The 20,569-nt window shown below is 65.6% G+C and carries 20 protein-coding genes and 1 tRNA gene; 7 read left to right on the top strand and 14 right to left on the bottom strand.

Features of this window, described 5'->3' with window-relative positions; translation table 11 throughout:
• Positions 1–13 precede the first annotated feature (13 nt).
• Genes EDF39_RS08165 through pstC form a run of 4 tightly spaced genes read right to left on the bottom strand, consistent with a single transcriptional unit; the run spans position 14 to position 6,501 of the window.
• Positions 14–2,602 carry a hypothetical protein gene (locus EDF39_RS08165; protein ID WP_158613191.1) on the bottom strand — a complete coding sequence of 863 codons (2,589 nt, stop codon included), beginning with the start codon at positions 2,600–2,602 and terminating at the stop codon, positions 14–16.
• On the bottom strand, positions 2,599–4,299 hold the full coding sequence (pstS, locus tag EDF39_RS08160) for a phosphate ABC transporter substrate-binding protein PstS (protein WP_233573015.1): 1,701 nt from the start codon (positions 4,297–4,299) through the stop codon (positions 2,599–2,601). Before pstS ends, EDF39_RS08165 begins: the two co-directional genes overlap by 4 nt.
• On the bottom strand, positions 4,286–5,584 hold the full coding sequence (gene pstA / locus EDF39_RS08155) for a phosphate ABC transporter permease PstA (RefSeq protein WP_233573014.1): 1,299 nt from the start codon (positions 5,582–5,584) through the stop codon (positions 4,286–4,288). The genes pstS and pstA overlap by 14 nt, the downstream gene beginning before the upstream one ends.
• Complete coding sequence (gene pstC / locus EDF39_RS08150; protein ID WP_055959534.1) at positions 5,524–6,501, bottom strand: phosphate ABC transporter permease subunit PstC; 978 nt, start codon at positions 6,499–6,501, stop codon at positions 5,524–5,526. The genes pstA and pstC overlap by 61 nt, the downstream gene beginning before the upstream one ends.
• A 296-nt stretch (positions 6,502–6,797) precedes the next feature.
• Between pstC and EDF39_RS08145 the strand changes: the two genes are divergently transcribed.
• A complete protein-coding gene (locus EDF39_RS08145) occupies positions 6,798–7,037 on the top strand; it encodes a hypothetical protein (RefSeq protein WP_055959536.1) in 240 nt (79 codons plus the stop codon).
• A gap of 341 nt (positions 7,038–7,378) precedes the next feature.
• On the opposite strand, the gene EDF39_RS08140 is transcribed toward EDF39_RS08145, so the two are convergent.
• The 8 genes from EDF39_RS08140 to EDF39_RS08105 form a co-directional block, all read right to left on the bottom strand.
• A tRNA-Thr gene (locus EDF39_RS08140) sits at positions 7,379–7,451 on the bottom strand.
• 39 nt (positions 7,452–7,490) lie between these two features.
• Positions 7,491–8,159 carry a TetR/AcrR family transcriptional regulator gene (locus EDF39_RS08135; RefSeq protein ID WP_084815958.1) on the bottom strand — a complete coding sequence of 223 codons (669 nt, stop codon included), beginning with the start codon at positions 8,157–8,159 and terminating at the stop codon, positions 7,491–7,493.
• Between the two features lie 14 nt (positions 8,160–8,173).
• Positions 8,174–9,322 carry a DNA polymerase III subunit delta' gene (locus tag EDF39_RS08130; protein WP_123941981.1) on the bottom strand — a complete coding sequence of 383 codons (1,149 nt, stop codon included), beginning with the start codon at positions 9,320–9,322 and terminating at the stop codon, positions 8,174–8,176.
• A 1-nt stretch (position 9,323) separates the two neighbouring features.
• Entirely contained in the window at positions 9,324–9,944 is a 621-nt protein-coding gene (tmk, locus tag EDF39_RS08125) for a dTMP kinase (RefSeq protein WP_123941979.1), read from the bottom strand.
• The gene (gene topA, locus EDF39_RS08120) at positions 9,944–12,934 is read right to left on the bottom strand and encodes a type I DNA topoisomerase (RefSeq protein WP_123941977.1); all 2,991 of its coding nucleotides are present in this window, start codon (positions 12,932–12,934) and stop codon (positions 9,944–9,946) included. The genes tmk and topA overlap by 1 nt, the downstream gene beginning before the upstream one ends.
• Before the next feature lie 193 nt (positions 12,935–13,127).
• Positions 13,128–13,580 carry an Rv3654c family TadE-like protein gene (locus tag EDF39_RS08115; protein ID WP_123941975.1) on the bottom strand — a complete coding sequence of 151 codons (453 nt, stop codon included), beginning with the start codon at positions 13,578–13,580 and terminating at the stop codon, positions 13,128–13,130.
• Positions 13,567–13,875 (bottom strand): TadE family type IV pilus minor pilin, encoded by a 309-nt coding sequence (locus EDF39_RS08110; protein ID WP_123941973.1) that lies wholly within the window; start codon positions 13,873–13,875, stop codon positions 13,567–13,569. Before EDF39_RS08110 ends, EDF39_RS08115 begins: the two co-directional genes overlap by 14 nt.
• Entirely contained in the window at positions 13,872–13,976 is a 105-nt protein-coding gene (locus EDF39_RS08105; protein WP_123941971.1) for a DUF4244 domain-containing protein, read from the bottom strand. The genes EDF39_RS08110 and EDF39_RS08105 overlap by 4 nt, the downstream gene beginning before the upstream one ends.
• A 118-nt stretch (positions 13,977–14,094) precedes the next feature.
• On the opposite strand from EDF39_RS08105, the gene EDF39_RS08100 reads away from it, so the two are divergent.
• Positions 14,095–14,784 carry a hypothetical protein gene (locus tag EDF39_RS08100; RefSeq protein ID WP_123941969.1) on the top strand — a complete coding sequence of 230 codons (690 nt, stop codon included), beginning with the start codon at positions 14,095–14,097 and terminating at the stop codon, positions 14,782–14,784.
• Between the two features lie 215 nt (positions 14,785–14,999).
• Positions 15,000–15,353 (top strand): hypothetical protein, encoded by a 354-nt coding sequence (locus tag EDF39_RS08095; protein ID WP_123941967.1) that lies wholly within the window; start codon positions 15,000–15,002, stop codon positions 15,351–15,353.
• Between the two features lie 55 nt (positions 15,354–15,408).
• On the opposite strand, the gene EDF39_RS08090 is transcribed toward EDF39_RS08095, so the two are convergent.
• Entirely contained in the window at positions 15,409–16,254 is an 846-nt protein-coding gene (locus tag EDF39_RS08090) for an AbiJ-NTD4 domain-containing protein (protein WP_123941965.1), read from the bottom strand.
• A gap of 53 nt (positions 16,255–16,307) precedes the next feature.
• On the opposite strand from EDF39_RS08090, the gene EDF39_RS08085 reads away from it, so the two are divergent.
• From EDF39_RS08085 to EDF39_RS08070, 4 genes are all read left to right on the top strand, one after another.
• The gene (locus EDF39_RS08085; protein WP_123941963.1) at positions 16,308–17,216 is read left to right on the top strand and encodes a TIR domain-containing protein; all 909 of its coding nucleotides are present in this window, start codon (positions 16,308–16,310) and stop codon (positions 17,214–17,216) included.
• Between the two features lie 137 nt (positions 17,217–17,353).
• On the top strand, positions 17,354–17,932 hold the full coding sequence (locus EDF39_RS08080; RefSeq protein ID WP_123941961.1) for a hypothetical protein: 579 nt from the start codon (positions 17,354–17,356) through the stop codon (positions 17,930–17,932).
• Positions 17,929–19,467: a hypothetical protein gene (locus tag EDF39_RS08075; RefSeq protein WP_123941959.1), complete on the top strand. Its 1,539-nt coding sequence runs from the start codon at positions 17,929–17,931 to the stop codon at positions 19,465–19,467. Before EDF39_RS08080 ends, EDF39_RS08075 begins: the two co-directional genes overlap by 4 nt.
• A 65-nt stretch (positions 19,468–19,532) precedes the next feature.
• Entirely contained in the window at positions 19,533–20,006 is a 474-nt protein-coding gene (locus tag EDF39_RS08070; RefSeq protein WP_158613190.1) for a DUF4429 domain-containing protein, read from the top strand.
• Between the two features lie 4 nt (positions 20,007–20,010).
• Here the strand turns inward: EDF39_RS08070 and EDF39_RS08065 are convergent, their stop codons facing one another.
• On the bottom strand, positions 20,011–20,451 hold the full coding sequence (locus EDF39_RS08065; protein ID WP_123941957.1) for a hypothetical protein: 441 nt from the start codon (positions 20,449–20,451) through the stop codon (positions 20,011–20,013).
• Positions 20,452–20,569 lie beyond the last annotated feature (118 nt).

Below are 20,569 nucleotides of genomic sequence, written 5' to 3'. Positions count from 1 at the left end.
CGAGGAGTTCTCATTAGCCGCCGAGCAGAGCGAGCCGTCTGCCCCAGCGCGCGAGCAACGGCCCGGCGATCAGGGCCGGCACGCCGAACCCGAGAGCCCCGACGAGCCCGAGGCGCCCACGCCCGAGCAGGGTGTCGGGAGTCGTCCCCGACGGCCCGGCCGCATCCGGATCCTGAGCCACCGCGACAGCGGTTCCCCCGGTATCGGTCGAGCTCTCATCGGCGACTGCCGCGGACGAGTCGCCGAGATCGGCGGTGCCCTGGGGGGTCTCGTCGACGGTTGCTGCCGGCTGCGAGCTCTCGCTCGTGGTTGGCGCGGCCGGCGCGGCGGTCGGCGGCGTGGCGGGCTTCGGGCACTCCGCGGTCACGGTAGCCGGAGTCGAGATCGCCTTCGCCGTGGCGACCGCCTGGGCGGTCAGCGTCGCACTCAGCGGCACGTAGCCCCGCGGCAGCTGCCCACGGTCGTCTCCTGACACCTGGCCCGCGCCCACCCCGTAGCGAATGAACTTCGCGTAGTCGCTCAGCTCGGCTGTCGATGCGGCACAGACATTGACCGCGGCATAGCTGAGCATCGTCAGCGGGTAGGCCCCCGGCGTCTTCGCTACGGCATCGGTCGCGACCACACCGGGCACGCTCGTGGTCTTCATCGCAGCCACGGCAGCCGTAACCGAGTCGCTTGTCGGCGCCAGAGCCTCGCCGTTCGCGTTCACGAGCTTCGCTGTCGACAGCCCGTAGCGCTCCGCCGACGCCGAGTCGGTGATCGAGAGCAGGAACCGGTGACCGGGCACCTGCGGACCGGTCGAGGTGTAGCCCTTCGGCTGACCGAACGGGTTCCAGGAATCCTTCTCGTTGGGGTCGGCGCGCAGGGTGCGATAGGCCCCCTCGTGCATGTCGTTCATGTACGGACGCATGTCGAGCGTGCCGTAGCCGGTCTCGTCCGGGTCGCCGCCCTTCGCGATGGTGAGGTCGGTCTTCGGAAACGAGTCGAGGGTCGCGTCGGTCGCCAGGTTCAGCTTCGAATACGAGGGGTTCATCTTCATGCCCCACGGGTCGGCCGAGCCCGAGAGGAAGGCCTTCGCGTCGGGGTCGGCGCGCAGCCAGCTCCACACCGCAGAGGAGGCGTCCGACGACCCGAGCGCGACCATGAGGCCGGCCGGCGAGTTAGCGCTCGTCGACTTCGTGAACGCGGGGTTCAGCTGCACGAATTCGGGATCCTGGATGATGCTCGCCGGATTCGCCTCCAGCGTGGCGTCACCCTTGCCGAGACCCGGGACGTCGATCGGATACGACTGCGTCAGCAGCTTGGCCACGAGCCGAGCGTTCAAAGTCAGATCGGTGGCCTGGAGCCCGTTGCGGTCGGCGGCCGGGGCGTCCGGATAGAGCCGATAGTCGATATCGAACGCGACGACGATCGAGCTCTGCGCCACCGGCGCGTAGCGGATGGTCGTTCCCGTCGTTGTGGCCGGATCGAGCGGGCCGTCGACGACGCCCAGCCGGGAGGCCCCCGTGATTGAACTCACGATCTGCCGGCGCGACTCGGCGTCGCCGATCTGCGAGTAGCCGTAGGTGGTGCCGAGGCGGCATAGCGCCGGCTGCCAAGAGGTGAGCGCTTCGAGCACGGGCTCCGAGCCGACGAGTCGCTGCTCCGGGTTGCCGATCGGGCAGGCCTGCGAGACCGGCTGGAATGCCAGCTTCACGACGACGCGGTTCTTCCATGCGGTCGTCGACAGGGGCGAGCCCGAGATGCGGCCGGACGCCGTCTCGGTCTGAGGGCTGCCGTCGAGGTTGTGCGTGCCGCGGGGCACGATCACGAGCCAGCACGCCCGCGGCGCTGTTCCGGTCGCGGTCTTCTGGTCGGCCCCGCAGCCGAGCTGGGGCGCGTCGAGGCTTGACTGGGTCTCGAACTGCACCTGGCCCGAGCCGTTCGCAGCGGTGCGGGCGGCGGTCACCTCGTTCGTCGTCGACGCGTCGTAGATCTTCGAGAGATCGCCCGTCGACTTCGCGAGCGTGCCGTCGACGCTCCGGAACGGCACCCGGTAGGCCTTGAGGTTCGGGTTCTCGAGCGGCGGGTCGAGCAGATAATCAGGATCCGCGGCATCGCCCCTCAGCACCGGGTCCATGGCGGGGTCGTCGCCCCGAACGAGGTCGCGCTTGGCGGTGTTCACGCCGAGCAGGCTGCTCAGCGCCGTCGAGGGCGCGCCCCACTCGCACTGCTCGGGCGAGGGTCCGGAGGCCTCGTGGCCCCAGCACTGCATCAGCTGCACGTAGTCGTTCGCGTACTCGCCCTGCGAGGTCTCGTGGCCGCCCTTCCAGGTCACCGTGACGGCCTGGTCGAGGAGGTTGGCCGTCTGGCTGACGGTGAACGAGAGGTCTTTGAACGAGTCGAGGTCGGGGTTGCCGCCCGCCTCGGTGGTGTTGTCGGTCTGCCCGAGCGCGGTCTGGGCCTCGACCCAGCTGACCGTCTTCGCCGAGTCGGAGCCCACCGGCACGGCGGTCGCGGCGGCGGGGATCGACGAGACGAAGAGGGCAGCGGAGGCCGTCACGACGACGACGCCGAAGGCCATGACGCCGTTGCCGACGCGGACGAGGGTGCGGTTTCTCATCGACGGCCTCGCTTCTTCGCCACGGCGATGCCGATGGCCGCGGGCACGAACACGAGTGCCAGGAGCGCCGCCACCGAGCCGATCATCAACCACTGTTTCGACCCGAAGCCCGTTCCGGCGTCACTCTCGACTGGGAGGGCGACCACGTTCGAGCAGACTCCCGAGTCGGCGTCGCACGAGACGAGGGTGCCCTGGCCAGCCGCTCCGGCGGAGGAGGCGCTGGCGGACCCCGATCCCGAGGCCGTGCCGTCGGATCCTGCGCCCGACGACCCGGAGCCCGATGACGAGCCAGACGACGAGGATCCCGCCGACGACGAGCCGGATCCTGCCTTCCCTGCCGTCGACTTGGTCGTACCCGATCCGCCGCTGGAGGCGTTTGCGCTGGTCGGCGTCGAGACCGCCTTAGCCCCGCCCGTGCCGACCGTGCACTGCGTGACGCCGATCTTGTCGCAGGCCGAGGGCTGCGGGGCGTTGTTGGCCAGGGTGTTCGTGCCGTCTTTGGAGAAGGTCGGGTTGTTGCAGTTCTTGACGTCGATCGCCTTCGAGACCGTGCCGGGAATCCGCTTGACCTGGCTGAGACCCGTCTTCACGAGGTTGATCGGCAGCGGCGAGTAGCCGAGCACCTCGGCCTGCTGCTGCCCCTCGCAGAGGAAGTAGTTCGCGAAGGTGCTGAGGCTCTTGCCCTTGTCTTTCGTGAAGCTGCGCGACGACGAGATCTCGGTGGGAATGATCATGTACGAGTACGACGACAGCGGATAGGCCCGGTGGTCCGGGTTGTTGTAGACACCGGTCAGGATCTGCGTGAGGTACTGCGCCGAACCCTTGTCCTGGTTGATCTTCGCTCCGAGCAGCCCGACGGCGACGTTGGAGGCGGTCGGCTCGACGTAGTAGCCCGACTTGTTCAAGATCTTGGCGACCGGGAAGCCGGTCTTGAGGGCGTACGAGTACTCGACGTAGGTGATCGTGCCGACGTTCGCCTTCTGGGCGACGTAGCCCGAGACACCCTGTGAGTTCGGCTGAGCGATGAAGCCCTTGCCGGGGATCGTCGGGTAGTTAGACGTCACACCGCACGGGGTGGGCCGCCCGGCCGCGGCACAGTAGCTGTTCCAATCGGAGGGGTGCTCCTGGCTCATCCAGGTGGAGAACTGCGCCGTCGAGCCGGAGCCGTCGGAGCGCACCACCGGCACGATGTTCCGCTTCGGCAGGTCGAGGCCCGGGTTGTCTTTCTTGATGGCCTTGTCGTTCCAGCTCGTGATCTTGCCGGTGAAGATCTTGGTGACGACGTCACCCGACAGCCGCAGGTTCGTCACCTGCTTGCCGCCCGACGTGAGGTTGTACATGAACGCCGTGCCGCCCGCGACGATCGGCATGTAGGCGTAGCCGACCGTCGGTGCCGAGTCGACGACGCCACCGTCTTTGATGCCGTAGGGGATCTCCGACACGGCGTAGTCGACGGTGCCGTTCTTGAACTGGTTGCGGCCGTCCGACGAGCCCGTGCTGGCGTAGTTCACCTTCAGGCCGTACTGCTGCACGTTCACCGCCCACTGCGCGATCGCGTTCGAGCTCCATGACGAGCCGGCGCCCGAGATGGCCTTGTAGGTATCGGCCTGGGCGGCCGACGGGGTCATCGCGAGCAGCGCGGCCGCGGCGACGACGCCGATCAGGAGGGCGGCGACGGAGCGCTTAGGAGAGATCACGGGTGGTGTCCTTCGAGGGGCGGGTGCTGCGGGGGCGGATACGGGCTGAGACGGGGAGCCGTGCGGTTGCGGCCCGGATCCTGAGCAGGAAGTCGCGGCGGCTCTCGCGACGCGCAACCGTCTCGCCGCCGATCAGACGGGCGATGACGAAGAGCACCAGCACGAGAAGCATCAGCACGATGGCCGTGCCGAAGCCACGGGCGATCATGGTCGGCTCGGGCGACTTGACGAACTCGAAGATCGCCAGCGGCAGAGAGAGCATCGGACCGTGGAGCGGGTCGAGATTGAGGCCCGCAGTGAAGCCCGAGGTGAGCAGGACGGGCGAGGTCTCGCCGATTCCGCGCGCCGTCGCGAGGATGATCGCCGTGATCAGCCCCGAGCGCGAGGTCGGAATCACCACCCGCCAGACGGTCTGCCACTGCCCCGCGCCGAGCCCCAGCGACGCCTCTTTGAGCGTCGCGGGCACGAGACGCAGCACGACGTCGGCCGAGCGGATCATGATCGGCAGCATCATGACGCTGATGGCGAGCGAGGCGGCGAAGCCCGACTTGTCGACGCCCAGGAAGAGGATCACGCTCGCGTAGATGAACAGGCCGGCCACGATCGACGGCAGCGCCGTCATAGCCTCGACGATGGTGCGCACGAACCGCGAGAACGGCCCGGGAATCTCGCCGAGGAAGAGCGCCGTCGTCACACCGAGCGGGATCGTGATGATCAGCGCGATGGTGATCTGAATCAAGGATCCGGCGACGGCGTGCAGCACACCACCCTGTGTCAGCGGATCGAGCGGCCCCGTCAGCGCCATGTCCTGGGTGAAGAAGTTGAGATGGGGAATCGCCTTCGCACCCCGCACGAAGCTGAATACGACGACGAAGACGAGAGTCGCTATGACGAGGAACGCGAGGCTGTGCACGACGGCCGCGATCAACCGGTCGCGAACCACGGCGGCACTCTCATCGATCGCGACGAGCAACGCGTAGAAGCCGAGGAACAGCACGTAGCCGACCACGACGAAGGCGATGCCGCCGGTGAGCGGGGCGATCCAGGAGAACAGCACGATCGTGACGCTGAGCGAGGCGACGGCCGCACCCGCCATTGCGAGCACGTCGCTGATGCGGACGCCGATGGTACGGCGCACCTCCGGCCGGGCGCGCTCGTCACGGCGCGACTCCCGAGAGGGCAGCTCGGTCTCCGGCTGGGTCGGTGCTTCGAGGAGGTCGGTCATCAGCTGCTCGCCCCCGATCGCGATCGGGCGACGACCGCCGACGCGGCGAAGTTGATGCACAGCGTCATCAAGAAGAGCGTGAGCCCGGCAGCCATGAGGGCCGAGGTGCCGAACGGGGTCGCCTCGCCATAGCGCAGCGCGATCAACGACGACACCGAGCTCGCGCCGGCCTGCAGAATGTGCGGCTGGATCACGAAGATCGGCGAGATGATCATGTAGACGGCGATGGTCTCGCCGAGCGCGCGGCCGAGCCCCAGCATGGTGCCGCCGATGATGCCGCCCCGGCCGAACGGCAGCACGACCGAGCGGATCATTCCCCACTTCGTCGAGCCGAGAGCGAGCGCCCCCTCCCGCTCCCCCAGCGGCGCCTGCAAGAAGACCTCGCGCATGATCGAGGTGATGATCGGCGTGATCATCAGAGCGACGACGATGCCCGCGATGAACGTCGACGACGTGTAGACGGTGGGGCTCGCCAGCGGATCCTTGAGGTCTGTTCCGTCGACCCGGAAGAGGGGGATCCAGCCGAAGTACTGCGAGATCCACTTCGACACGGGCGTGATCTGACCCTGCAAGAAGAAGAAGCCCCAGAGGCCGTAGACGACGCTCGGGATCGCGGCCATCAGGTCGACAAGGCCGATCAAGAAGCCCCGGACGCGGATGGGCGCGTACTCGGTGATGTAGAGCGCCGTGCCGAGAGCGAGCGGCACGGCGAAGAAGATCGCGACCAGCGCGATGAGGATCGTGCCGACCAGCACGGCGGCGATGCCGAACTTGCCGGCGTCGGGCTCCCAGGCCTGCTCGGTGAAGAAGCTGAACTTCGCGACGCCGATCGCCTGCGCGGCGCGGAAGGCGAGGAACAGGCCGACGAGCGACATGATCGCGAGCACGGTGACACCGCCGGCATGGGCGGCGAGCCGGAACCGGAGGTCAGCGGGGTCGCGCACGACGCTCAGGAGGCGGGGGGAATCGGTTGACACGGTGTCCTTCGAGGTGCGGTGCCGCCGGCGAGGCCGGGACGGCGGTGGGTCGTCCCGGGCTCATTCGCTCCGCTGCCGGGGCGTCCTCCCGGGGACGCCTAAACCTGGCAGTTCGATAAGGATCCGATGGGGATCAACTGATGACGACGGCCCGTCCCGATGGTGAACAGTCGGTGTTTTGGGGGACCAACGGCGCTATTGCGGGGTACGTCGCGTGCCGAGAGGCACGCGCCCGGCTCGCCGCAGGCCCGCGCGGTGAAAGCTAATTTGAGCGTCAATCGATTTAGGCTCTAGGCATGGAACACCGGCGCAACCCGTACTCGACCGTGCTCATGGTCTTCGCCCTTCTCGGCTTGGTCGGAGGTGGCGCGCTGCTGGTCATCGCCGGGCTTGCGAGCACCGACAACGTCGCGGCCCAGCTCCTTCTCAGCTCGATTGGCCTCGTGTCGCTGGGTATCGGGGCACTCTTCTTCATTCTCTGGCTGGCGGTCAGCGCCATCGCGTGGGCCATCTTCGCGGCGGCCACTCGCCTCTAGGCGACCGGGCGCGCTAGACCCTCGGGTTCGGCGTCCGCGGCGGTCCTAGGCCCGTCGCCGTGGCCGACTGCGAGGGTTTGTGCCGGATCCTTGCTCGCAATCCGGCTGCGGCGCCCGGGCCTTCACCCTACGAATTCGGGCAAATGGGCCGCCTTCGAGCCGCCAAGCCCGGTTTTCGCATGCTGAGGGCCCGCGTCTCTGGCGGGGCCCAGCGCATCCCCGCCTCCCGCGTCTCCGCGGCGAGCGAAGCGATGCCGCAGCGGCGAGAGCCGCCAGACAAGCACGAAACACCGACATCGGGAAGCGCCCCGAAGGGGCTGCGAACACGGCACAGGGAGGTGAGCCGCCTGTCGGAATCGAACCGACGACCTTCTCATTACGAGTGAGACGCTCTACCGACTGAGCTAAGGCGGCGTGGTTTCGGGGGTTAGCCCGAACGCACAGTCAGATACATTACCCGATCGCGGGGCTCTGCCGTGACCACAGGGTGCCGAGGGCCTGGAAGCTCGCGTCGAGTTGCGCGCGGAGGCTCTTTTCGGGGTTGTCGTCGCGCGCCGGGGTGACTGCGGGGTCGATCCAGGCGGTCCAGGCGTGGCGGAGGGTCGCCATGACGACGAGGGAGGCGAGGCCCGCTTCTGCCCGGAGCGCCGCAGGGTCGGCGGCGAGGCTCGGGTCGTCGACGGCAAAGCGGCGTTCGAGGAGGTCGAGCAGCTGCGCTTCGAATTCGTGCAACCCGGCACTGCGCCGTGCGAAGAGCTCGGGGTGGTCGCGGAGCACGGCTCGGCGCCAGTGCACGAGCTCGCGGTCGGTGACGAGCACCTCCATGGCGCGCTCGACGAGGTCGACGAGGTCGGCCAGCAGGCGGTCGCGCCCTCCCCCGGCGACGAAGTGGTCGATCTCGGGGCCGTCGGGGATGTGCGGCGGGTCGCCGACGACCGCTTCTTCTTTCGAGGGGAAGTAGTTGAAGAAGGTGCGCGGCGACACGTCGGCCTCCCGACCGATCATGTCGACGGTGACGGCGTCGTAGCCGTTGTCGCGGACGAGTCGCAGCACTGCGACCTGGATGGCTCGACGTGTCGCGAGTCGTTTGCGTTCGCGGAGTCCGGGTTGTGCTTCGGGCATGTGCCTATCTTTGCTTACCGGACAGCGTGGCGGCTGACAGCGATCAGCATGGCCTCGAGCACGAGGGCCGGCGACACGTTGCGGTCGACCCGGGTGCGGGCCGTACTGATCGCATCGAGCACCTTGAGGGTGGTCGCCGGGGTCGAGGCTCCGGCGGCGCTTTCGAGGGCCGGGCGGATGCTGTCGTTGATCGGCTCCCCCGCGGCTCCGAGTTGCAGAAGCAGCACGTCGCGGTAGAGCGAGAGCAAATCGACGAGGATCCGGTCGAGCCCGTCGTGCAGCCCCCGTTTTGCGCGACGCTTCTGGTCGTCTTCCATCGCCCGCAGCTGTGCGCGCAGTGCTGGCGGCACTGTGCCGCCCTCGGCGACGCCGAGCGATCGGAGTGCCGCTTTGCGTTCTTCTTCGTCGTGTTCGGCCGTGAACGACTTCGCGTCTTCGCCGGCAACCGCGAGAAGGGTCGCCGCGGCGATCACGGCGTCGGAGGTCGACCGGATCGAGAGGGCTGTCTCGAGGGTCTGGCGGCGACGGGCACGCGCTTCAGGATCCGTGGCCAGACGCCGCGCCATCCCGATGTGGCTCTGGGCCTCCCGAGCGGCCACGACCGCCGTCTCGGGGTCGACGCCGTCTCGGTCGCGAAGCAGCGCCGCCACGTCGTCGATGGACGGCACGCGCAGTCCGAGGCTCCGGACCCGTGACCGGATGGTCGGCAGCAGGTCGGCCTCGCTCGGGGCGCAGAGGATCCACACGGTCGACACGGGTGGCTCTTCGAGGGCTTTGAGCAGCACGTTCGACGAATGCTCGCTCATGCGGTCGGCGTCTTCGACGACGACTACGCGGTAGCGGCCGACGCTCGGCGAGTAGTACGACGCTTTGACGAGTTCGCGCACCTGGTCGATGGTGATGATGACGAGCTCGGTGGCGAGCACGGCCAGGTCGGGGTGCGAGCGAGCCTGCACCTGCCGCAGAGTCGCGTCTTCTTCGTCGGGGCCTCGGGAGAGAAGCGCCGCCGCGAACGCGTAGGCGAGGTTGGAGCGGCCGGATCCTGGGGGGCCCGTGATCAGCCAGGAGTGCGCCATGGCCCGGTTGCCCGGATCGTGGCTGGCTGCGGCCTGCAGCGTGCGGATGGCCTCGTTTTGGCCGGTGAGGTTGCTCCAGACGCCCATGTCAGCCGAGAAGCTCTCTGACCCGGTCGCCGATGGCGCGGGCGATGTCGGCGCGGTCGCGGGAGGCGTCGAGCACGAGGAAGCGGTCGGGTTCGGCCGCGGCGAGGTCGAGGAAGGCGTGGCGGACTCGCGCGTGGAAGTCGGCGGCCTCCGCCTCGAGCCGGTCGTATTCGGTGCGCGACGAGTCGAGGCGCGACCTGCTCGCGGTCTCGTCGAGGTCGAGCAGCACGGTGAGGTCGGGCAGGAGCCCCTCGACGGCCCACAGCGACAGGTCACGGACCTCCTCGGCTCCGAGCACGCGGCCGGCCCCCTGGTAGGCGACGGAGGAGTCGAGGTACCGGTCTTGGAGCACGACCTCGCCGCGCTCGAGGGCCGGCCGGACGACGGTGGCCACGTGGTGAGCGCGATCGGCGGCGTAGAGGAGGGCTTCGGCGCGCGGCGCGATGTGGCCGCGGCGGTGGAGCACCATCGAGCGGATCTCACCGCCGAGGTCGGTGCCGCCGGGTTCGCGGGTGCGGACGACGGTGTGCCCGGCCTCGGTGAGAGACGCCTCGAGGAGGGCGGCCTGGGTCGATTTGCCGACCCCGTCGCCCCCCTCCAGCGTGATGAAGAGACCCGCCACTACTCAGACTCGGTGGTCTTCGCCGCCGCCGGCTTTTTCGCCGCGGCGGTTTTAGCAGCCGTCGTCTTCGCGGCCGTCGTCTTGGCAGCGGTCGTCTTCGCGGCCGTCGTTTTGGCAGCCGTCGTCTTCGCGGCCGGCTTCTTGGCTGCGGGCTTCTTCGCCGCGGGCTTCTTGGCGGGTGCCTTCTTCGCCGGGGCCTTCTTGACCGCGGGCCCCTTGGCGCGCTTGTCGGCGATCAGCTGAACGGCGCGATCGAAGTCGACCTCTTCGACGGTCTCGCCGCGCGGGATCGTCGCATTGGTCTCACCGTCCGTGACGTAGGCACCGAAGCGACCGTCTTTGATCTTGATCGCCTTGCCGCTCACCGGGTCGGGTGCCTCGAACTCCTTCAGGGCGCTGGAGGCACGCTTCGCTCCGTATTTCGGCTGCGCGTAGAGCTCGAGCGCACCCGCGAGGTCGATGTCGAAGATCTGGTCTTCGCTCGTGAGCGACCGGGTGTCGGTGCCCTTCTTGAGGTAGGGGCCGTAGCGGCCGTTCTGGGCCTGGATCTCGTCGCCTGACTCCGGGTCGAGACCCACGGTGCGAGGCAGGTCGAGCAGGCGCAGGGCGGTTGCGAGGTCGATCGAGTCGACGTCCATCGACTTGAACAGCGAGGCGGTCCGCTCCTTCGGCAGGGCGGCCTTCTTCGGCGTCTTCTTGGCGGGCGCCTTCTTGGCCGGGGCCTTCGCCGTGGTCGCACCGGCGGCAGCAGCCGTCTCGGTGGCAGCGGCGGTCGCGGAAGTGTCGGTCTCGGGTGCGCTCTCGAGCACCTCGCCGGTGGCCGCGTCGACGGCGGGCTCCGCCTCGGGCACCTCGGGGGTGCGCTCGGTCACGTAGGGGCCGAAGCGGCCGTCTTTCGCCAGCACCTCTTTGCCCGTCTCGGGGTTGAGGCCGAGCACCCGGTCGCCGACGACGGGAGCGTCGATGAGCTCGCGGGCACGCTGCGGTGTCAGCTCGTCGGGAGCGAGGTCTTCGGGCACGTTGACGCGACGCGGGGTCTCGGGGTCGTCGCTCGGAGTCTCGAGGTAGGGCCCGTAGCGACCGATGCGCAACGTCAACCCTTCGCCGAGAGCGATCGAGTTGATCTCACGCGCGTCGATCTCGCCGAGGTTGTCGATCACCTTGCGGAGGCCGCGGTGCGACTCGTTGCCGAAGTAGAACCCGTTGAGCCAGTCGACGCGGTCGGCCTCTCCGCCGGCGATGAGGTCGAGGTCGTCTTCCATGCCCGCGGTGAAGTCGTACTCGACGAGGTCGCCGAAGTACTCCTCGAGTAACCTGACCACGGAGAAGGCGATCCAGTTCGGAACGAGTGCGGTGCCCCGGGGAGTCACGTAACCACGGTCGACGATGGTCGACATGATGGCCGCGTAGGTCGAGGGGCGCCCGATACCGAGCTCTTCGAGCGTCTTGACAAGGCTCGCCTCGGTGTAGCGCGGGGGTGCCGATGTGTCGTGACCCTTGGCTTCGACGTCGTCGATCGAGAGCTTCTGGCCCTCTTTGAGCACGGGGAGCTTGGCGTCGTCTTTCGAGGCGTCAGTGGAGTGACGGTCTTCGTCTCGCCCCTCCTCGTAGGCCGCGAGGAAGCCGCGGAACGTGATGACGGTGCCGGTCGCGACGAACTCGGCGATCGTGCCCTTCGGGCCGGAGCTGGCGATGCCGGTGACGGGCGCCTCGGTCGTCGCGGCGACCACCACGGAGGCGGTGGAGCCCTTCGCGTCGGCCATCTGCGAGGCGACGGTGCGCTTCCAGATCAGGTCGTAGAGCTTCCAGTCGTTGCCGCGGAGGGTGCCCTCGAGCTGCTGCGGCGTCTTAAAGGTGTCTCCCGAGGGGCGGATGGCCTCGTGGGCCTCCTGCGCGTTCTTGCTCTTGCCTGTGTAGAGGCGCGGCTTCTCGGGGATCGTGTCGGCCCCGTAGAGAGAGGAGGCCTGGTTGCGTGCCGCAGTGATCGCCTGCTGCGAGAGCGACGGCGAGTCGGTTCGCATGTAGGTGATGTAGCCGTTCTCGTAGAGAGACTGCGCCACGCTCATGGTTTGGCGGGCCGAGAAGCGGAGCTTACGGGCGGCCTCCTGCTGCAGGGTCGAAGTCGTGAACGGGGCGGCGGGGCGACGCGTGTACGGCTTCGCCTCAACCGACCGGACGACCACGTCGACGCCGGGAGCGTAGAGGGCTGCGGCGAGCGCCTGGGCTGCGTCAGCGTCAAGGGCGACCGCGTCGCCCTTGAGGTTTCCGCGGTCGTCGTAGTCGCGGCCGCTGGCGATCCGGCTGCCGTCGACCCGCACCAGGCGGGCCGGGAACGGCGAGCGCTCTTCGGTGGGGCTGAAGATGCCGGAGAGATCCCAGTAGCTGGCCGAGACGAACGCGAGGCGTTCGCGCTCGCGGTCGACGACGAGACGGGTAGCGGCCGACTGCACACGACCGGCGGAAAGACCCGGCCCGACCTTGCGCCAGAGAACGGGCGAGACCTCGTAGCCGTAGAGACGGTCGAGAATGCGGCGCGTCTCCTGGGCGTCGACGAGAGCCGTGTCGAGCTCACGGGTGTTCTCCTGGGCCTTCTGGATCGCGTCTTTGGTGATCTCGTGGAAGACCATGCGCTTGACGGGGACCTTGGGCTTTAGCTCTTGCAACAGGTGCCACGCGATGGCCTCGCCCTCGCGGTCCTCATCAGTGGCGAGGTAGAGCTCGTCGGCGCCCTTGAGCGCGCGTTTGAGGTCGGCGACCGTCTTCTTCTTCGCGTCGGAGACCACGTAGTAGGGCTCGAAGCCGTTCTCGACGTCGACGGAGAACTTGCCGAGCGAGCCCTTCTTCTTGTCGGCGGGGAGGTTCTTGGGCTCGACGAGGTCGCGGATGTGGCCGACGGAGGCCAGCACTTCGTAGTCGCTGCCCAAATACTGACCGATCGTCTTGGCCTTCGCGGGCGACTCGACGATTACCAGTTTCTTCGTGCCTGGCACGGGACTCCTTGAATGGTGGAACAGAAGGACTGCCTGCAAACGGTGCAGACGGCTTGGAGACGCGGTGTCGGCCTGGTTGGGCCCACGTCGTTCGCGATGCGCGACGGCCTCGTCGCCTGCCGATCCGAGAGATCGAGCGAGTCGCCGCATCCGACAGCCACACCATACACACCTACTGCCGGGGTCTTGCTCCTCATTTCTTGGAGCCGACCGTGGGCGCGCCGAGAGAACCGGGTGGCTGACCGGCCGTCGCGACCGCGGCGAGAGGCACCAGCCCCACCCCGCGCGACACGCGGACGGTGACCGTGTCGCCCTCCACCCGACAGGCATCGAGCCCGGCCGCCTGAGCCTCCGCGAGCGCCGAAGCGGCGTCGCACGGCGGCCCAGCGCGAAGGCCCACGGCAGCGTCGGCAGCCGCGAGGGCGGCCGAGTCGGCGGTCGCCGCGAGGGCGTGTCGCGCCACGAGCAAAGCGCCTGAGGCCACCACCCCCTGCACGAGGAGGGTCGCCGCGGCGATCGCCCCCGCGAGCACGACCGAGACGCTGCCGCGCGCGTCGGCCCACCCCGAGAACGAGCACTGCATATAAGCGGAACGAACCGGGCGCGCCGCGACCTTCGCGAGCGGCACGGCGCTAGAGCCCGCCACCGGGAGCGCAGCTTCGCGCCGAGAGGTCGAGGCCACTCGTCAACCAGCCGAGCGCGACGGTGCGGCCGAGCCGAACGCAGACGGGATCGTCGCCCGCGACCTCGACCCGTGACCCGGGCACGAGCCGTTGGGCGAGGGCACCCGGGTCGTCACCACGACCGGCTGCGCGGGCCGCGGCGCCCGCCGCATCGGCGAGCCTCATCGACTCTCCCGCGGCGCCGACCGCCGCCACGGCGACGCCGATCATCACTGCGACGGCCGGCGCCACGAGCGCGAATTCGATCGTCGCGCTCACGCGACCGTCAGCGCTTTCTGCACGAGGTCGGTCAGCATGGCCTGCACCTGGCCCGAGCGCACGATCGATACGAGCACGCCCGCGAACGCGACACCCGCCATCCCGCCCCGTCTTGGGCTTTCCCGCGTTCGACTTCCGGCTCGCCGCCTAGACCGACTTCCTCGTCGGCTTCCGCTGGCGAGGCCACCGCCCAACAGGGCAACCACGATAGGAACCAAAATGACCTCTCTCGCAGATGCATTCCGCCGCTTCAAGACCGCCGAACGCGCCGCGGTCGAATACAACAACGCCGACCTGACGCCTCAGGCCCTCCAGCAGGAGCGGGCCCGCCGCCTCACTGCGGCCCGAAAGGAACTCCAGAAGGTGAGCCCCGCGGAGTCGGGCCAGGGGTCGGACGAGGCCGAGGCGAAACGCCAGGAAGCGCTGGCTGGGCTCGTCCCCACCAACGCTGACACCGTGGCTACGGTCGGCAATGAGTGGGCGAAGGTCGAGGCGCTGCTCCGCTCAGGGCGGGGCATCGGCCAGCTAGTCGAGAACGCCACGCCCCTGCGGATCGCGGCCATCATGGACCGCTACCCGACGTACCTGATCGACAAAGGTAACGACGACCCCGCGGCAGTGGTGGCAGAAGTTACCGACCTGGCCATGTCGCGCCTGGCCGATCTCGGCAACCCGTCCGCCGTCGCCGCCGCAGAGCTCGACAAGTCGGCCACGTACAACTCCGCCTGGCGTGGGGTGATCGCGGAGACCACCGAGCCTTTCCCCAACCCCAGCGTCAACACTCTGACGGCGCTGTACAGCGCGTCGCGGGACGACCACGAGACAGTGCAGTCCGGCCTGGCCTTCGACGCGCAGTTCGAGAGCGCCCGCAAGCATGTGGACGCTTCCCGTGTCTTTGGTGACCGCTGATGCCTCTGGATGCCGCCAAGCGACAGAACATTGTCGACCTCGTTCGGCAGGAACGCGGGCGCAACGAGATTGCCCGAGTAGTAGGTGTGTCCCCGACCACGGTCAGCCGTGTGGCGGCGTCCGAGAACTTGGGGTTCGACCGGACGTCCACTGCGCGGGCGGCGGAGGTATCTTCCGTGGATGCAAAAAGTCGTCGCCGCGCTCTAGGCGCACGGATGCTCGCGGACATTGAGGAGGCCCGCCTGCGCTTGGTCCGAGAGTTGAATCCGCGTGGGTTCCAGGCGGCGGCGCAAGGCCTCGACGCCCTGGTGCGGTCTTACGTGAACCTGGCAAGGGTAGATGGCCCGGACACGACGCCGATTGACGAGGCCAAGTCGATCATGGGTTCGATGATGCAGATGGCGCAGGCCATGAGCCTGCAACGGCAAGAGGGCGAACTCGAACTGGCGCAAGCCGACTTCGATCGCCGCAAGGCCGAGCATGAGGCGCAGACCACCCGCGAGTTCAACGACGGCTCCCCAGACGGTCCGCGTCTGGCCTCAAGTGGGCCGGTGGCGGGTAACTCCTAATCGTCTTTCGAGCGCCGGAATACTTCCAAGTTCCGGCGCTCCCGCGTACCCAAGCTCACAACTTGCCGGCGATGCGCGCTTCCTCGGTCAGCCAAGTGACAAACGCGGAGCAGATGACAAGCACGTATTTGGCGAAGGCCTGGTCGACCTTGGCGATGGTGTCCTTGCCGTGACGAACTCCACCAGCGTCGGACGTGTATCCGTAGAAACCCTTCCAGGCATTCACGAGTGCCCCATGAGTCTCGATTCCCTGAATGGATAGCTTTGGAAGAGCTTCTCCCAACGTCTTACCCCCGGCGATGCTGCGCGCAAGTGACTCGACGGCTGTGATCGATTCTTTGACCGAGTTTCGGTAGTCCGGGTTGTCGCGGTCGGAGAGCAATCCCAACGCAGTCTTCAGATGCTCCCGCGCCACGGCTGGAGCTGTTCCCTCAAGAGCTTCAGCGACTGCCCCAACCTCGACCTCGCTGTCGAAAGGAACGAACTGCGCGTCCATAACGCGGTAGCCGACCATATTCGATTCCAGACGCGCGTTGACGGCGTCGCGGACCCATTCGAAGAGCTCCGAAGACTGGTAACTATCCTCGTCGGGTTCGAGGTAGAAGAGAAAATCTTCGAGCATGTTCATAGCCTCAATGAAAGTGCCATCGAGAACCCGCGACTTAATGTGGTCCCAGACTCTATAAGTGGACGGCTGTTCATCGTGAGGGAGGTGAAAATGAAAGAGCCAGAGTCGGGTGTGAAGGAGAATCTCGGCGGTTTCGCCATAACGTTCGGCGTAATTCTCCCTGACAATGCTGATCGCATTCCAAAGATCAATTCGAGTCGTCTTGTCGAGTTCGGTCCGCTGCACCAGAGTGCGAGGCGTTGTGAAGCCCATGCGATCAGAAAATGTTGGCACGACTCAACAATATCGGTGTGATGCGTCCGGTTGTGGCGCTCTAAGCTCGCCGCGTGAAGGTATTTCTTAGCTGGTCGAAAAACACCAGTAAAGCGATTGCAACCGAGTTCTCGACGTGGCTGCCGATGGTCATTCAAGAGTGCTCCGACCCGTTCCTATCTTCGAACACGGATAAGGGAGACCCTTGGTTCTCCACCATCGATGAAGCGCTAAAGACGGCCAAGGTGGGCCTCGTATTCATAACGGCCGAGAATCAGAACGAGCCATGGCTGAATTTTGAAAGTGGCGCTCTCATCACCCGTCTCGGTGATAGGCGGCTGTGCCCCGTCCTTGTCGGCCTGTCTAAATCGGACTACGCAGGACCGATGAAAAACCTCCAGCTGACGGACCTGTCGGATAAAGACGACATGATGGCCTTATTGACGACAATCAATTCTGAATGTGATCGCCCGTTGGGTGAGTCTGTACTTAGGGCGACGTTCGACCGTGAGTGGCCAGATTTAGACGCGGCCGTTATCAAGGCGCGTGAGGAAGATACGAGCGGGATGACGACGCCACCTCGTGGTCTCGACGAGAAGGTCGACGAAGTGCTGGAAATCGTCCGGACGCTGGGCTCCCGCTCGAAGTCCGAGCCGGTCCCCGCGGCTACGTCGTCCTCTAGTCATGAAGCCGCAAAGCGATTCATACAAGAGGTTTCGAAACGCGACAGGGACCGTCAGGCGAGTTGGGTGGCGGCTCTTCGATTGCTTTCGGGCCGAAACAACAAGGAGGCCCGGCTTGAGTGGTTACGGGAAGAGTTTGGTGGCGATTATGCGACCGCCAATTACGACGAAACAAAGCAAGGTCTTGTTACGGACGTTCGACTTAGCAAACAGGGCGTTGTTGTGGTGGGGGTCGCACAAGCAGAGAGCGACGAGCTCATGTGGATTTCACTAAGACGAGTGGACATCACGCCCTTCTAACGGCTCGATTTCCCGGGGGACCGAAATTCCCGCCCGAAACTTCGCCCTGAGCCGAGGCCTAAGAGCCGAGCGTGGGGCGGCGCTCCAGGACGGCAGCGTTGCTACGCTACGGAAACTGAACACTTGAGGGGAAGCTGTTGTCGTCACTACGCGAAGGCGCGCACGAGAAAGGGCGCGTTGGTGTTTTTAAAACCAAGCGCTGGCTCGAAAGCACCACCCATATCGAGTTGTCGTTCGATGCTTATAACTACACGACGGTTTGCACTCTTGATCTTCTCGATGGAATCAAGACCTACGACCTGATGGGCAAGTTTCTTGCTTCTAAGGAGCCTCTGTACGTGGAGGTAAAGACGTATGACAGTGTCGGTGGTGGCCAGCCCGCTGAATTCTGGGAGTTCCTCGCTCACGCGTACAGCGCAACCGTGAAGGCTCAGGCCAAGGGTCTGGGCGACCCGAAATACAACTTTATGTGGGTGACGACGCATCCGTTCGAGCAGACCGCATGGATCAAGCTCGCAACTCGCGAACGTCTCAAGGAAGCCGTCGAAAAATTTCCCCGTTGGTTTACAGACCACACGCTCGACGAAGAGACCCTAACTCGTGTTGCCGCGCGGCTTTGGGTTCTCGTCGTGAATACGCGACAGCACGAACTGAATTTGACTCAGGCGGAACTAGACAAAGTCCACGGAGTTCTCGGACGTAGGGGTGGAGAATGAGCGATATTCGCGACACGGTTTCGGCCATAAATTCAGCGATGTCTGCCAACAGGCCGGAGGACGTCATCACAGGCGTCAAAACTGCTGTGGCAGACCAGCTCTCGGACTTGGACCGAGACTCTGAAATTGTCTTCACTGAGTACTTCAACCATTCCTACGTTCCTGACATGGTCATCCGATGGCGAGAACAGGGCAAGAAGAAGGAGCGTCGGGTTTATCTCCGGACATCCCTCACGGAGATGGTTCTGGGCGACGAGCCGGACGCCTTGGCGGGTCTCGAACCCGTCTTACTGGGCCTTCGAAAGGAGGAGACTCCGGCGGTCGTGGAGGAAGCTCGCGACGTGTTCAGCAGCTCGCCAAGGGCATTCGTTACTGAAATCGGCGCATTCGCCGACCTCGGAGTCCAGAAGCGTCTCAACACCAGTAGCCGCCAGACCTCCTCGGGTCGCACATCAAGCCCGCTATTGGAGCTTGTGAGCAGCAGCTTGCTTCGCGGCGGCAAGGGAGTGTTGACCGAGTCGGATTCTCAAGCTCTCGTACTTTCAGGTAACAACTCTGACGAGTCGCAAGAAAGTCTCGACGAGTTCCAGAGCACCATCGATTCCCTCTTCCTCGCTCCCGCCGCTTCTCGTCTCCATGATGCGGTCCGTCTTATTCGCTTAGGTCTTAGCGGCAACCTTGTCGAGCTACCAGCGCTGGAAGAGACGCGCGGTCTGTCGAATAGTGAGCTTCGCGTTCTATTGCCGTTCCTACTGCAGGACGAACGCATAACCACCGACGAGCGGTATTGGGCAGCCGTTGGGGCCCTGATGGACCTCAAACGACTCGAAGAAATTGCAGACGGCCTCGTCGGGCTAGACCTCACACCGCTGGTGGCAGCTAATGCACGATCATGGAAGGCTGCGCGATCGCAGGTCGTTGCCAGAGTTCCCGAGGCAGAAGTTGAAGTTGCCGCGCCCACACCTCCTGTCGAAGTGCCCGTCAACATCGAGGGCGTTTCCCGAACCTTCACTATTCAGGCCGTTGACGCACCGTCCCGAAGTTCAAGTTCATCGGATGAGCCAGTTGTCAATGCAGAAGGCTGGCATATCCGAGCTCAGCGCCTCGCTGCCCACGCAGGCGAATGGACGCTCTTCGTGACTGCAGACCAACGTCGTTTGAAGGGCCGTGACTCCGAGGGTTCGGGCCGCTGGGACACTCTCAAACCCATGCTGGAGTCGTTCGTCGTCCAGTCAGTCGAGCTTCGCGGCCTGTCCCGCTCAGTTAGTGTCCAGGGTGAGTCTTCGAACAACGTGTTTCAAGACGTTGCGCGAATTAGAGACACAATCCAGGACGATTTCCATGTGCCTCACGCGTCGATACGGCTGGTCGAAGATGAGGAGGATGCCAGCGCCAAGGTCGATTTTGGCGCTATGACGGTGTCGAGTTCGTCTGCGCCTCTAGACACGGTTGTCCGAGCGGCTGGCCTTCTGGCGCATGCAGCGCCGATTTTGGAAGAGCGGATGGATGAACTCCTTCGAGGGACCGAGCGCTGATATTGAGCCGCGATCCTCGACGGGGGACCTTCCCCTTGCCGGACCGTCAATGTTGAATGGTGCTCATGGATTATTCAGTAAAGGGCCACAACGGCCAGATCACATTCGACGGCGAGACCGTCGCCATCACTCGCGAAGGATTCTTCGGCAGGATCGGACAGGGACGCTCGACCAAGAGTTTGCCGATTCGCTCCATCGGGGCGGTGCAGTTCAAGCCTGCTAGTGCACTGGTTAACGGCTACTTACAGTTCAGTGTTCAGGGCGAGGTCTCGCAACGGAATAACCAGTTGGGGTCACGCGTAACCGGCGCTGCGGCCGACGAGAACTCGGTGATCTTTACAAAGAAGCAGCAGGCCGAGTTCCAAGAATTGGCCGACGCTTTGACCGATGCCGTCCGCACGGCACACCAGCCTCAGACGGTAGCGGCTGCGCCCGACCTTGCAGATCAGCTGCAGAAGCTAGCTGGTCTGCGCGATTCCGGCATCCTGACTCCTCAGGAGTTCGACGCGAAGAAAGCCGACATCCTCGCTCGCATGTGACTTGCTAGACGCCCTCCGGATCGAAGTCCGGAAGGGCCTCTAGAGATTTCGCTCCATGACTAGCAGCGCCCCTTATTCGCTGGAGCCCTTCGGCGTTTGTTGAGTCGACGCTTAGATCGATCGGGATGTTGGTCAGCATCGAATAAGCCGCTCTGCGGAGCGGCTCGTAAGCACTGCCGAGAGCAGTGATCATTTCGACAGCCACGATCTGCTCAGTTGTTCCCGCCCCATCCCGCCCATCAGCAGGTCTGCCGTGTGCTGTGGCCGCAAGCTTCGAGAGGAGATTGCTATTTTCTGTCAATCGCTGTTGGTCCAAGATGGCGAGGCGATTCCGCTCCACCTTGTTGCCATTCAACATATTGAATAAACCTGTGATCACCGCGCTCAGAACGGCGGCAACTGCCGTGCTTCCCAAAACTAGAGCGATTATCTGACCAAGACTCATACGAGAAGGCTCGCACAAACGGCCCGAGGCTATTTGCAGGGATCGCGTCGGCGCTCGCTGGGGTCTCGCGCAATCTGCGAGGGCGAGAAGCCCCACGGAGGGCCGCCGTGCCCTGTCC

The sequence above is a fragment of the Frondihabitans sp. PhB161 genome (assembly GCF_003814635.1).
Taxonomy (GTDB): Bacteria; Actinomycetota; Actinomycetes; order Actinomycetales; family Microbacteriaceae; genus Frondihabitans.
This window is presented reverse-complemented; position numbering and strand designations above follow the sequence as displayed.